This window comes from Microcoleus sp. w1-18aA5 (assembly GCF_036701705.1).
Taxonomy (GTDB): Bacteria; Cyanobacteriota; Cyanobacteriia; order Cyanobacteriales; family Microcoleaceae; genus Microcoleus.
In genome coordinates this window covers 38,362-50,454 of sequence record NZ_JAUPTE010000044.1, presented here as the reverse complement: position 1 = coordinate 50,454, position 12,093 = coordinate 38,362, and the positions used below count along the sequence as shown (strand labels likewise).

The window sequence follows — 12,093 nt, the reverse complement described above, 5'->3', positions numbered from 1 at the left end:
TAGCAGGCATTCACTTTGTCTGAATATCATTATGTTATATTATACCACTATGCGTTTTAAATGCACAACAGCTTACCCTTTTTTTTTAGTACCCGTCTTAGTCGGTCGGGACTTAATTTAATAGAGCGCTCTTTTTCTAATTTATCAGCTAATTGAAAACTGTTATATGTACGTGGTTCTTTTTTTAAGCATTCTGACAAAAACTCTATATCTTCTTCTTTCCATTTGGCTTTTACCCCTCTACCTGGTTTTTCCCAAAGGCTTTCTATACCAAATTCTTCCCATTTATGTAAGACTGCTCTCACTGTTTGTGAAGCCCAGTTAAAGTGAGTAGCTATTTTCTCAACATACCAGTCATTTGCGTTTAACCTGATTACTTCTGCTCGATCTTTGACTTTCTGTGGTACTTTCGCCGTTCTCAGATTAAATAGGGTTTTGTCTTGCTTTTGAGTCAGAAATACTCTTAATCGAGCGCCCATATATTAATTATCTCACTAAAGCTATACCTTTCTTTATGTATCTTAACATAGTTTTGTTTTTTTTCGCCGACCTACTTACTTATTAATTACTTCCGCCACGGCGATTGCGTAACTTTCGTCCAGCAGCCAGCATAGCGCCTCCCGCCATCAAACCCCCCACAGTCATCGGTTCGGGAACCGGTTCAGGTTGAACCGTCCCCACAGAACCGCCTTGAATAAATACAGCAGAATCTAACTTGCCATCGCCCACATCTTTAATGCGGATACTGAGAACATTCGTCTGATTTTGCTTGAGCAAACCCTCAAAACCTAAAACTTTAGTAAAACCGTCCAGCTTAACGATGTTAGCAGCAATACCTGTCAAACTTGGGTTGTTAATATAGTCGGGGTGATCTTTAGAGCGATTATATGGATCTGGAACAAGATTATTAATCGTAACTCTTTTTCCGTCGCTCAATTTTGCCAAATTAGTGCCGTTCAACAGCAGTTCAAAATCGTCATTATATTTAGAACCGCCGAACTCAGGAAACTCCTCAGAAGCAAATACATATTGAAAGAACAATTTTTCAACCGTACTATTAGCAAAAAAGCTGAGGTTTAGCTGAGTCAGATCCCCTTGTTCACCCTTAGCACCAAAATCCGTGCTTAAATCGCTGTCCTGTGTCGTGAAGTTATCTTTCCGATTCTGACCCGGTATATCGGTGACTTTACCAGTGCTCAGAACAACACCTGATGTCAAACCGAAGGGGTCATTAGTGAAAGTACCAAAAGCAGCCGAATTACCCGTAATTGAAACAGAGAAATTACTCAACCCGGCTGTATTAGTCCCCAATAAATTATTTTTTAAAGTCTCAGTGTTATTAGTTGCCCCTACCGAAAATGCCATTGCTGGCGCTGCCAACAAACTCATAGCAGTAGTTAATGTAGCTGTTAAGCCAGCAATTTTGTGAGTAATTATCATAAATTTTTCCTGGAAGATACAAACCTGATCCAATGCCCAACTTCATTTTTACATTATATAAGTATCAATGTCTAGGGCCTTTACAATAACTTTACACATAAGTGTATATACGTTTTTTGGGGCTAATTTTTTGGGTAGTTCTTGGCAATTATTCAGCCTCTAAACTTCAGCGCAAAAATACGGATGCAAAAATACACTTACACAGACTAATAATTTCAGGAGTTACGCACTGGAGACCCAAAAAACCGGGTTTTGATACCGTTGGCGCTCTCCAAAATGACTAATGGCTAATAGCTAATGACTAATAGCTAATGACTAATAGCTAATGACTTATGAAAGATGACTTCGCCCAAAAAAACCATAGGAGCCCCCGATTCCTGTCGTAGAGAGATCAAAATTTTTGATCCGAGTTCAACATTCCAGATTCATCTGTGGAGTAAATCTAAAATCGTCGAGTCGCCAAAGTCTCGCCCCGCTCTAAAATCTCTAATCGACTGACTGTTGACTAAAACCCCCTTGCTTCTCCTTCGCCACGCCGATCGGCAGCCCCTTCCAACCAACCGTCTGCAGTCCGGACGATCGCATTGGCATTGCCCCAGCCGTCACCTTCAACAATCTGGTGTCCCCGCCGCCGCAACTCCGAAAGCGTTGCAGCCTCAAAACCTCCCCGTTCCACCCTCAGCCGATCGGGTTGCCACTGGTGGTGTATCCGAGGTGCAGACACAGCATCGCCGACATTCATGTCGTGAACCAATACGTTCAGTACAATTTGCAACACCGTGGTAATAATCGTGCTGCCTCCGGGAGCCCCTGCAGCGAGGCGAAATTTGCCATTTTCTGTCACGATGACCGGCGTCATGCTCGATAAAGGAGTTTTGCCCGGGGCGATCGAATTTGCCTCCCCGCCCACCAAACCAAACAAATTCGGCACTCCCGGCGCCGCTGCAAAATCATCCATCTCGTTGTTGAGCAAAATTCCCGTACCCGCGGCCACGACTCCAGCCCCAAAACCGCCATTCACCGTAAATGTCAAGCTTACTACATTGCGCTCTTTGTCAACTACCGTAAGGTGCGTAGTTTCCGGAGACTCCCACAGGAGACGGTTCAAAGTTTCAGTGTCAACAGCCTTTACCTCGCTGGAGGGTCGGGCTTTTGACATTTGGATTTGCGATCGTCTCAATTTGGCATAATTCCTGCTAGTCAGAGCTTTGACCGGTACACTCACAAAATCCGGGTCGCCCAAATACTCAGCCCGATCGGCATAAGCAATCCTCATGCTCTCCGCCAGTAAGTGCAAAGTATCTGGACTTTGCCTTCCCAAACTCTTGAGCTCCGTATCTCCCAGAATATTTAAGATTTGCAACAAATGAACGCCGCCGGAAGAAGGAGGCGACATCGCGCAAATTTCATAAGTGCGAAAGTTGCCACAAACCGGATTCCGCCAAATCGGCGTATAGTTTTTCAAATCTTCCAGAGTGATAATACCGCCGTTTTTAGCCATGTCGGCGGCGATCGCCCGCGCAATGTCCCCGGTATAAAAACTCTGCGGATTTTGCGCAATCTGCCGCAAAGTCCGCGCCAAATCCCGCTGTACCAAAAGCTCACCCGGCTGGTATAAAATGCCACCGCGAGTAAAAACCTCCAGCGCCGCCCGGTTTTTTTTGAGCACATCCTGTCGTCGCCCGGTAGCCGTCGTAAACCGCGAACTTACCGGAAAGCCTTTTTCAGCCAGGGCGATCGCTGGCGCCACCACCTGGGCCCAAGGCAACTTACCATACTCGCGGTGCACCGTATAAAGTCCAGCAACAGTACCCGGAATACCCGCCGCCAAATGCCCGTCCAGACTTGCCCTTTGGCGCACCTTGCCTTGCTTGTCGAGGTACATATCCCGCGCCGCCCGTTTCGGAGCTCGTTCCCGGAAATCCAGCGCTTGCGCAGTCCCCGTTTCCGCCCGCCGCAGCAGTAAAAAACCCCCGCCACCGATACCCGCCGAAAAAGGCTCCACCACCGAAATCGCCAAAGCCGCAGCAGCCGCCGCATCCACTGCATTGCCGCCCTGTTGCAGCAGGGCCAGCCCTGCAGCGCTCGCCAGAGGGTGAGCCGAAACTGCCATCCCCTGTTGGCTGCGCTGCTGCTGCAAGGTTGGCTGTAGCTGTTGCTGGCAGCTACCCAACACCAAGACAGTTAGGCAAGAAGTATAAATTCGCACTTTGCTCAAGAAATTTGGCAACATTTTTTACGCGTGAGGCGAGGATTTTTTATAGTATACTTTTAGGAGCATCTTCCCTAAAACCTAGCGGTACTAAGTTCAATCGCAGATAAATTACCTGTTATGGCAGACGGGAAAACGATTTGACCCTGGGAGGCGATCGGGGTACAAGAGGAAGAGACAAATCAGGGACAGACGGTGGCAATTTAATAATTAAACAAGTTTGCAAAAGCAGTTTTTTTGATAGAATACCGATTTCAAAAAAGCTGATAAACTCAGAAAAAGGGTGTGGCTGATTTAAGGTAGGAAAAACTAAAGATGCCAATCATATAAACCCTGGTTCACAAAGCTTCTGAATTTTCCAATTATTTTTGTTCCCTAGGCTGATTAAGCAACAGCAAAACAATCAGTATTTTAGGTGATGGCTAGGGTAAGGCAACACATAGAGTAATTCCAAATGAGTCGTATTTTTTTACCCCACCCCAACTTTACCAAGGGAGGCAGTAAGAAATTCACAAATGATTTACGATTGCTGGAACAGACTTAGTTATAGCTTTTTTTGGGAATTTTTTCGACTTTCGGTTAATCAGTAAACCATGTTTTACTGACTCTTGATATAGAAATTTATCAAATAATTGTAATTAGGTTTGGAGGAAAATTTCAAATTCCTCATTCCCAGTTTTGGCGCAATAAAAAAATTATGATTAGCGATTAACCGGAATCGAACTGAGTCATAACTGCAATTTTTTAGTAGCTATATAGTTATCAAACCAATAATTTTGGGTGAGGTCGGGTTTTTCTTGGTAAGTCCTATTAAAGCAAAAAAATGCGATCGAATTTAGGACAGCTCCAGTCCCCGGACAAAACCCTCAATCCATCGCAGCCGTCGCCTTTGTGTCTGAAAAATTGCCCGCCAATTAATAGTCTGCACTCCGCCTGCTAAGGGCTGTCCCCTCCTTATGGTAGATAACACTCACGTTGGTAAACCTGTTATATTGGCAGTATGTAGGCAAGTTTTCTGACTACAGGTACTTGCACGTAAATGAGTCAGAGTGTAGGCTTCGATACTATACTTCGGTGAACAACTACCAAACCACACCTTAATGCAAGTTATGAATAGCCAAAAAATAAGTGTAATCATTCCTGCATTCAATGCTGCCGACACTCTGGCCGAGACAGTTGCCTCCGTACTCAATGGTACCCACAAAAATTTAGAAGTTTTAATTGTTGATGACTGCTCTACTGACACTACTGACAAAGTTGCTGCTAAGCTGGTCGAGCAAGATTCGAGAATTCAATACTTCAGGAATCCTCAAAATTACGGGGTTTCTAAGTCGAGAAATTTAATGATATATCGCGCCACAGGCGAGTATGTAGCGTTTATCGACAGCGACGATACCTGGGAACCCAATAAGTTAGAAGTTTGTTTAAAGATGCTCGCAGACAATCCCGAAGTCAAAGCTGTGGCTCACGCTTTGCGATATTTAGACAAGCGCGGCAACAAGTTGAGTTACATTCCCACCTATCCTACAACTAAAGCAGAAATGCAGGCGATTAAGGAGACAGGCGAAAGTCCGTGGGTTTTCCCGTCTTCTGTTGTAGTCTATCGCTCTATTCTACTCCAAGAAGGCGGCTTTGCAGAAGATTGGCAGGTAGGAGAAGATACAGAGTTATTTACTAAACTTGCTCAAAAGTATGGCTTGCTAGCGGCGACAGAACCTTTGGGAAATTATCGAATTAGAGGGAACTCTCTCACAGATAAACACTGGCTGAAGAAGCGCATAGCTTCTGATTGTGTCAAGGAAAACCAACTGCGGCGCTTGCGGGGAGAAAAAGAGTTATCACTCCAGGAGTACGAAGAGTTATGTTTTAAGAATTTGCCGCTTTTGCAAAGGCTTAACAAATTTCGAGAAGTTTTGGCACTGCACTACATGAGAAAGGTGGGACAAAGTTGGTTAAATCGGGAGGTTTTGCCGACTATTGTTTACGGCGTGGCTACCACAGTGCTCAATCCTCAAGCTACTGTGCACAAGTGGAAATGGATGAAAACTCACGAAAAGTTGAGTCATCAAACGGCAGAAGGTATTGGTCATTGTGCAGAATTAAACTCCCAGCGATCGTCTGAAATCGGGGGTTGATCCTAAAGGATGTTATAGTTGTATAGCCTTTCTCAGTAACATGAGGTGCACGCTTGATAAGGGGGCATAGAGCATAGAGCATAAAGCATAGGGTATACCTCACCAAGATTGAGAACTGCTATATGCGGGTTTAGTCAAGAAATTAGGTGCTGCCAATAAAGCCAAATCAAAGCCGATCGCCTAGGGGCTGATTAATACGCGATGTTGGGGTCTTGATCCGTATTTGACTGCGAATATTCTGTCGGGTCAATTACCCGCAATACCAGCTACAGCGGCTTGCAGCCGTGCAGTGGCAGACAATATAAAAATTTTTGCGAGATCGGATGTCAGTCTTGATTTATTCTGCCACTAGCTTCAAGCCTATACAAGGCACTAATAGCAGCGATCGCCAGCCGTGCTATTTGCCATCACAACAGTTAGAATAAATAATGTATAAGTAAAAAGGAAAGTTTTTGGAATTAAAAAATGGGTAGCAAACCCCTTTTTGATGCAAAAAATAAAAGCAAAAATTTATAAAACATTCTGCCTTTTACCTTCAGAGGACGATCGCCTTTTTATTTGGAATTAGATTGAATTTATGGACTGGCAAGAAATTTCTGGCAACTGGGTATTAATTCCGTCAAGACCGATCGCGATCGTACATTTTCTCGGTGGTGCATTTGTGGCGACAGCACCGCAACTCACCTATCGCTGGCTGTTAGAGGCTTTGGGGAATCAAGGATATGTTGTAGTAGCAACGCCGTTTGTCAATACTTTGGATCATATTGCGATCGCCCGCGATGTCCTCAACAAATTTGAAAATGCCCTCGATCGCCTGCGCGCCACTAAATTGCTCAAATCTTCCTATCTCCCCATTTACGGTATGGGACACAGCATGGGATGCAAACTCCACCTCCTGATTGGTTCGGTGTTTGACATAGAAAGGGCAGGCAATATTCTGATTTCTTTCAACAATTATGCGGCATCCGAAGCAATCCCGATCGTCGAGCAAATTTCCCCTGTCTTTAACGTCGAGTTTACCCCTTCCCCGCAAGAGACTAATCGCCTCGTCCAAGATAGCTATCAAATTCGGCGCAATCTTTTAGTCAAATTTAACGGCGACAACATCGACCAAACCCTGCTTTTGACCAAACTGCTAAAAGCACGATTTCCCGACATGATTACCGTTCAGACTCTAGCAGGCAACCACCAAACGCCCTTGGGGCAAGATGTTAGCTGGCCTGTGGGTCAAATTTTTACACCTTTCGACGCGATCGGGCAGTGGGTCAAACAAGAAGTGTATCGAGAATTAAATGAATTAAAACGGACAATTCTGCTGTGGCTTAATCCTCTGTCGCGCGTTTAAAATCCGATCAACCCATTAATCAGAAATTTCCTCTACCACTTCCAAAATATCATCTTCATTGTTCGGCCTTGAGACAGGAGTATAATTTTTGACCATCGACAAACAGTTTCGTCCATCAGCCATTCTCTCGTAACTAATACTGTCTGCGATGTCTTTGATCAATTTTAGGCCCCGCCCGCCCGGAGAGTGAATATCGACTTTTTCCGCAATATCTTTGATTTTTTTCTCTAAATCAAACGGATCGCCCGAGTCCCAAATTTTAATCTCTAAAGAGTCAGCGAACACAGCCACCTGAATGTCAACAGGCAAATCCGCTGGTTTGCCCTTGTGGGCGTGACGCACCGCATTCGTAAAGCCCTCAGCCAAAGCCAACTGACACCTTATCCACACACTTGTAGGAATTCGCGAGTCGTACAATTGTGCAAACCACGACAAAACCCAGCTTAATCCATTCAGACCTGTATTGACTTGAATATCCGCTTTTTTTAGCATCGGCAACTTTTCGGAACCCTTACCCTTTAATTCAATCACGCTCACCACAGAAGTTCTTCATCGGCCGGTGGGCAAAATACAACGAGACAAAATACAACCCGATAAAATAAAACGAGACAAAGTATAACGACGGCAAAATTGAATGGTAGTTTGAGGATACTAGCTTTGGTGGGCCGTGGATAAATGTCTAATCCACTAATCGGTTGGTCACTATACCATAAATAGCATTTTTATGTCAACCAGAGCCTGTGGCAAATAAAAGTCTATAAAAATTTATATTCTGAGTATAAACTGAGTGAAGTTCGATCGCGCCAAATTTCTATCAAATTTTAACGTAAATTGGACTCAACGACCTGTCCTCAAAAGCAATTATCTCGAAAGCGATGTCAATCAACTATACTCAATCTCAGACAAGGGCGCTGACAGGATATATTTTAAATGACCCCCAGACCTTGAAAAACTTGTAGTACCTAAGTGCCCATGTTTCAAATTCTGGTTATTGACGATGATACGGCTGTTCAAGAACTACTGAGAAGAACCCTGAAAAAACAGGGTTACGAAGTAACAGTAGCAAGCAATGGCGAAGACGGTGTAGCCCAGGCGCAAAAATTGCGTCCGGCCTTGATAATTTGCGATTGGATCATGCCGCGCTTGACCGGCATCGATGTCTGCCGTCGAGTTAAGGCAGATCCGGATCTGTCAACTACACAATTCTTTTTGTTGACTTCTTTGGGTTCGATCGCCGATCGAGTCAAAGGCCTCGACGCCGGTGCAGACGATTTTATCTCGAAGCCGATTGAACTCAACGAATTGCAGGCGAGAGTACGCGCCGGATTGCGGCTGCACCAACTCAGCCGAGATTTGAAAATAGCCAAGCAAAGTCTGGAAGCAGAGTTAGCCGAGGCCGCCGAGTACGTGCAATCGTTGCTGCCAGATCCGATGACGGAACCTTTCAGCATTGAGGCAAAATTCATTCCCTCCCGGCAGTTGGGTGGAGATTGCTTCGACTACAACTGGCTAGATGCCGATTATTTGGCGATTTACTTGCTCGACGTAGCCGGTCACGGTTTGCGGGCGGCGCTGCCTTCTGTGGCGGTGCTGAATTTGCTGCGATCGCGCACGCTCCCCAACATAGACTATTACAAACCCAGCGACGTTTTGCGGGCCCTCAACACCACCTTCCAGATGAGCTACCAAAATGACAAGTATTTCACCATCTGGTACGGCGTTTACAACCGCATTTCTCGCCAGCTAGTTTATGCTAGCGCCGGCCATCCACCAGCCGTGTTGATTTCCCAGTCCCCTGCGAGCACCGCTAAAATCCAGCGATTAAAAACCCCCGGAATGCCGGTCGGGATGTTCCCTGACGCCCCCTATGTCGATAATTGCTGCGATGTAGAGGATTTGAGCACTCTCTACATCTTTAGCGACGGGGTATACGAGATCCACCAACCTGACGGCAATATCTGGGGGCTTGACCCTTTCGTAGACCTGTTAGCAGCTTACAACGGTGCAAGTGCCGACCAGTTAGAGCTGGTTTTGAACTACATTCAAAAGTTGAACGCTAAAGCAGTTTTTGATGATGATTGGTCTTTACTCAAGGTAAACTTTGGCTAGCTGACTTCTTGCAGTGCATCTGTGACCAAATAGCACAAAGGCAGCAGCCCAAAGATTTAGTTAGTTGAGAGAATTTTGCTATTAAAAGCATCGCGGGTCTGAAATATCTCGAAAACTCGATCCATGCTGGTGAGTTCAAATAAGATGCGGATTTGCTCGTTGATAGAACAGACAACTAATTGACTCCCAGCGGCCCGGACTGTTTTGAGCGCCAAGACTAAAGCGCCCAAACCAGAACTATCCATAAATGTCACATCAGTGAAGTCTATCAATACCACATCGGCTCCCGCTTCCACTAGGTCGCTAATCTCTTGGCGGAATTGACTTGCCTTGGTGCCGTCTAAAATGCCAGAGGGCTGAATAATTTTAACTACAGGACTCATATTTTGCGGTGGGAATGTCAGAATTTCTAGCCAGACTAGGCTAGTATAGCTGCGAGATGGACTCCGATCCAAATAAGAGAGGGGGAAAGCGCCAAAGCCTGAAAGCGGGAGAATAGTTTTGAGTGCAAAAGATGCTCCTCGTCGCGGATCGTAACGCCGATCTCAGTCGCAGCGCTTCGCCGGGAGTGAATTTTGAGATAGGGACAATCTTGGTTCTGCCCAAGGCCTTCTGGTATTAATTAAACTCGGCTAACTTTGGCGCGGTAGAGCAGTTTGTCGCCTTGTCTGTACCCTGTGTAGCGGACTTTGACGGGTTCTCCGGGTTCGGCTGTTCCTTCCATGAGCTGGTGCTGTTGGGGGTTGTAGGGAATCTGGGCTCCGACTGGGGCGATCGACTCCACTCCCCAATGCTCCAATAACTGCTCGACAGGCCGCAGCAAGGGCAGTAGTTTCTGAGCCCGCAAGTTGTGATTTTCCTGAGCTTTGCTCGCAGCAGTCGGCCACTGCAACATCCAAGATTCTAAAATTTGCACGCTAGATAGCTGGAATTCCTGCATCAAAGATTCTCGCTGCTGTTCGATCGAAGCTTGCAGGCGCTGATATTCTTGTTCTAGGGCTGTCGGTGGTGCCGGTTCTAACTCTACATAGTTTGGGGTCAAGGTTGCCAGCAGTTCGGTTAAGGAAATTTGCAAAGCTTGACTAATTTTGAGCAGGATGTCGGCTCTGGTTTGCAAAGCTAAACCGCGACGCAGGCGACTTAGCTGGATCTCGGAAACTCCTGCTTTTTGGCTGAGTTCTCGATCGCTCGAAAGCCCCGCCTGTTCCATCAGGCGTTGCATTTGAGGAGCATAATCTGGAATATTGGCAGTCACGAAAAACTCATCCAAATTAATAAATGGACATATTCTCGATCGTAAACTGTCACGAGCCTTAAGGAAATACATCTGTGGGGCGGGCTCGGACACCCACCCCACAACTGTTTTTGTGGCTATTTGACGGCAACTTTTTCGGCGGCGGCTGTTGCAGTTGTCGCAGAACCTTGCAAATGCGCTTCTAGGAACCACAAACGCTTGTCAATTGTCCGCGAAATTTCGGTGTACAGATCCGCTGTATCGGCATCGCCGAGTTCGCCTGCTTTATCTATGGCGACTCGCAGGTGTTGGGCGTAGGGTGCGTAGCGATCGGCTAAAGCCGTCACGTATTCTTTCCCATCTAAAATGTCGAAAGGAAACTCTGGCAGGATGGAATCTGCGGCGGCTGTGCGGGCTGTTCCTACAGCCAAACCGCCCAAAGCTGTGACCCGTTCGGCAACCAAATCGATGTATTCTTCGAGTTCTGTTGCCATTTCGTCAAATAGCAAGTGCAACTGGTAGAAGTCCATGCCTTTGACGTTCCAGTGAGCTTGCTTGACTTGAGTTTTTAAGTCCAGAGTCGTTGCCAGCGTGGCGTTGAGCAACCCCACTACTTGAGAGCGGGTGGCGGCTGACATATCGATCCGGGTGGGGTAAAGATGTTGTTTGTGATTGTTGGTAGTCATAGGTTTTTAGCTTGTTATTAGTGATTGTCGATCGAATATCTTAGAAAGGTTTGGGCGATTGAATGTTTGCCTGCGTGGTGAATTTCTCTTGAGAGGCTCAGGCTAGGTGCATCTGCAACACCGCACGGGGAGCTCGGCGTACATTACAGCGGATAGTTTCTAAACCGAGACGCTGGCAAGCTTCGTACCGGTGGCAGCCGGAAAATCCGTAATACTGACCATCTACTTCTAGCACGTCGATGGGTTCGTTTAAACCTACCTCGCGGATCGATTCCATGAGGGCGGCGACTTTGGTTTGGTCGTTGACTCGCGGCAGGGGGCGGCGAATCTGGTTGAGGGGAATTTCTTCTATCCTCATGGCGGCTCTCTTTTTTACTTATAGCTAAATCATACTCGTTATGACTTCGTTTTGTCAATAAATATGAGGACTTACGCAAAAACCTTGTTTTTGCTGGGAATATGGGGGTTAGAAAATCGCAACTACTGCTATCTGGTCGGGAAATCCCATACAAATAGCTATGAATTGGCAACACTTAGCACAGGCAGGATTTTTCATGCCTTTCGATAGATCGATCGACCTCAACGTTCTAGGTACAGTGGGAGAAAATATAAATTGTGGCTTGAAATTATGGCATCCTCCCAACCCCTCAAAGGCATTGAATTGATCGACTGCGCCAAAGCTAACGCCCAACAAGGAATCGCCACAGCCGCGAAGCTTTGCGGCTACGGAGGCGACCTCAACACCTTCGAGCGGGAACTGAAAAAGGCTTGCCAAGACATCGGCGTCGAAGTCAAGGAGTTAAGCGACTTGATTACGAATCAGCAGATGATGAAACAAGGAATGGGTATTGAAGTCGCTCCAGATACTCCCTCAGAACTCTAGCCTCAATCTCCACCGCACCAGTTTGAGAGCTAAGATTGCCCTGATACGA

Annotated in this window: 12 protein-coding genes; 4 read left to right on the top strand and 8 right to left on the bottom strand. The window is 46.2% G+C overall.

All coding sequences use genetic code 11. The features are described 5' to 3' along the window. Nucleotides 1-56: 56 nt before the first annotated feature. The 3 genes from Q5691_RS17080 to ggt all read right to left on the bottom strand — a co-directional run bounded on the left by Q5691_RS17080 (nt 57) and on the right by ggt (nt 3,673). Nucleotides 57-479: a helix-turn-helix domain-containing protein gene (locus Q5691_RS17080; RefSeq protein ID WP_333216323.1), complete on the bottom strand. Its 423-nt coding sequence runs from the start codon at nt 477-479 to the stop codon at nt 57-59. Between the two features lie 82 nt (nt 480-561). Next, nucleotides 562-1,440, bottom strand: coding sequence for a choice-of-anchor L family PEP-CTERM protein (locus Q5691_RS17075; protein WP_333216325.1), 879 nt, complete (start codon nt 1,438-1,440; stop codon nt 562-564). Between the two features lie 505 nt (nt 1,441-1,945). Beyond that, a complete protein-coding gene (gene ggt, locus Q5691_RS17070) occupies nt 1,946-3,673 on the bottom strand; it encodes a gamma-glutamyltransferase (RefSeq protein ID WP_333345801.1) in 1,728 nt (575 codons plus the stop codon). Between the two features lie 1,088 nt (nt 3,674-4,761). Between ggt and Q5691_RS17065 the strand changes: the two genes are divergently transcribed. After that, on the top strand, nt 4,762-5,787 hold the full coding sequence (locus Q5691_RS17065; RefSeq protein WP_333216329.1) for a glycosyltransferase family 2 protein: 1,026 nt from the start codon (nt 4,762-4,764) through the stop codon (nt 5,785-5,787). A 577-nt stretch (nt 5,788-6,364) separates the two neighbouring features. Then, nucleotides 6,365-7,132, top strand: coding sequence for a DUF1350 family protein (locus tag Q5691_RS17060; protein ID WP_333331553.1), 768 nt, complete (start codon nt 6,365-6,367; stop codon nt 7,130-7,132). 15 nt (nt 7,133-7,147) lie between these two features. Here Q5691_RS17060 and Q5691_RS17055 read toward each other — a convergent pair whose 3' ends face one another. Continuing rightward, entirely contained in the window at nt 7,148-7,672 is a 525-nt protein-coding gene (locus Q5691_RS17055) for an ATP-binding protein (RefSeq protein ID WP_333345798.1), read from the bottom strand. A gap of 432 nt (nt 7,673-8,104) precedes the next feature. On the opposite strand from Q5691_RS17055, the gene Q5691_RS17050 reads away from it, so the two are divergent. Continuing rightward, nucleotides 8,105-9,241, top strand: a complete 1,137-nt coding sequence (locus Q5691_RS17050; protein ID WP_006632014.1) for a PP2C family protein-serine/threonine phosphatase — start codon at nt 8,105-8,107, stop codon at nt 9,239-9,241. Between the two features lie 56 nt (nt 9,242-9,297). Here Q5691_RS17050 and Q5691_RS17045 read toward each other — a convergent pair whose 3' ends face one another. The 4 genes from Q5691_RS17045 to Q5691_RS17030 all read right to left on the bottom strand — a co-directional run bounded on the left by Q5691_RS17045 (nt 9,298) and on the right by Q5691_RS17030 (nt 11,519). After that, nucleotides 9,298-9,624, bottom strand: a complete 327-nt coding sequence (locus Q5691_RS17045; RefSeq protein WP_041623653.1) for an STAS domain-containing protein — start codon at nt 9,622-9,624, stop codon at nt 9,298-9,300. Nucleotides 9,625-9,863: 239 nt separating this feature from the next. After that, nucleotides 9,864-10,568 (bottom strand): helix-turn-helix domain-containing protein, encoded by a 705-nt coding sequence (locus tag Q5691_RS17040; protein ID WP_333311447.1) that lies wholly within the window; start codon nt 10,566-10,568, stop codon nt 9,864-9,866. A gap of 44 nt (nt 10,569-10,612) precedes the next feature. Further along, complete coding sequence (gene dps, locus Q5691_RS17035) at nt 10,613-11,161, bottom strand: DNA starvation/stationary phase protection protein Dps (protein WP_333311448.1); 549 nt, start codon at nt 11,159-11,161, stop codon at nt 10,613-10,615. 97 nt (nt 11,162-11,258) lie between these two features. Beyond that, entirely contained in the window at nt 11,259-11,519 is a 261-nt protein-coding gene (locus tag Q5691_RS17030) for a sulfiredoxin (protein ID WP_333076422.1), read from the bottom strand. A gap of 270 nt (nt 11,520-11,789) precedes the next feature. Here Q5691_RS17030 and Q5691_RS17025 point away from each other — a divergent pair, with 270 nt between their 5' ends. Beyond that, on the top strand, nt 11,790-12,044 hold the full coding sequence (locus Q5691_RS17025; RefSeq protein ID WP_333216341.1) for a hypothetical protein: 255 nt from the start codon (nt 11,790-11,792) through the stop codon (nt 12,042-12,044). The last annotated feature ends 49 nt before the right edge of the window (nt 12,045-12,093 follow it).

Bases quoted from the DNA above. Each gene is read 5' to 3' on its own strand.
- Q5691_RS17080 (WP_333216323.1), bottom strand. From the start codon at position 479: ATGGGCGCTCGATTAAGAGTATTTCTGACTCAAAAGCAAGACAAAACC.
- ggt (WP_333345801.1), bottom strand. From the start codon at position 3,673: ATGTTGCCAAATTTCTTGAGCAAAGTGCGAATTTATACTTCTTGCCTA.
- Q5691_RS17060 (WP_333331553.1), top strand. From the start codon at position 6,365: ATGGACTGGCAAGAAATTTCTGGCAACTGGGTATTAATTCCGTCAAGA.
- Q5691_RS17065 (WP_333216329.1), top strand. From the start codon at position 4,762: ATGAATAGCCAAAAAATAAGTGTAATCATTCCTGCATTCAATGCTGCC.
- Q5691_RS17045 (WP_041623653.1), bottom strand. From the start codon at position 9,624: ATGAGTCCTGTAGTTAAAATTATTCAGCCCTCTGGCATTTTAGACGGC.
- Q5691_RS17075 (WP_333216325.1), bottom strand. From the start codon at position 1,440: ATGATAATTACTCACAAAATTGCTGGCTTAACAGCTACATTAACTACT.
- dps (WP_333311448.1), bottom strand. From the start codon at position 11,161: ATGACTACCAACAATCACAAACAACATCTTTACCCCACCCGGATCGAT.
- Q5691_RS17040 (WP_333311447.1), bottom strand. From the start codon at position 10,568: ATGTATTTCCTTAAGGCTCGTGACAGTTTACGATCGAGAATATGTCCA.
- Q5691_RS17050 (WP_006632014.1), top strand. From the start codon at position 8,105: ATGTTTCAAATTCTGGTTATTGACGATGATACGGCTGTTCAAGAACTA.
- Q5691_RS17030 (WP_333076422.1), bottom strand. From the start codon at position 11,519: ATGAGGATAGAAGAAATTCCCCTCAACCAGATTCGCCGCCCCCTGCCG.
- Q5691_RS17025 (WP_333216341.1), top strand. From the start codon at position 11,790: ATGGCATCCTCCCAACCCCTCAAAGGCATTGAATTGATCGACTGCGCC.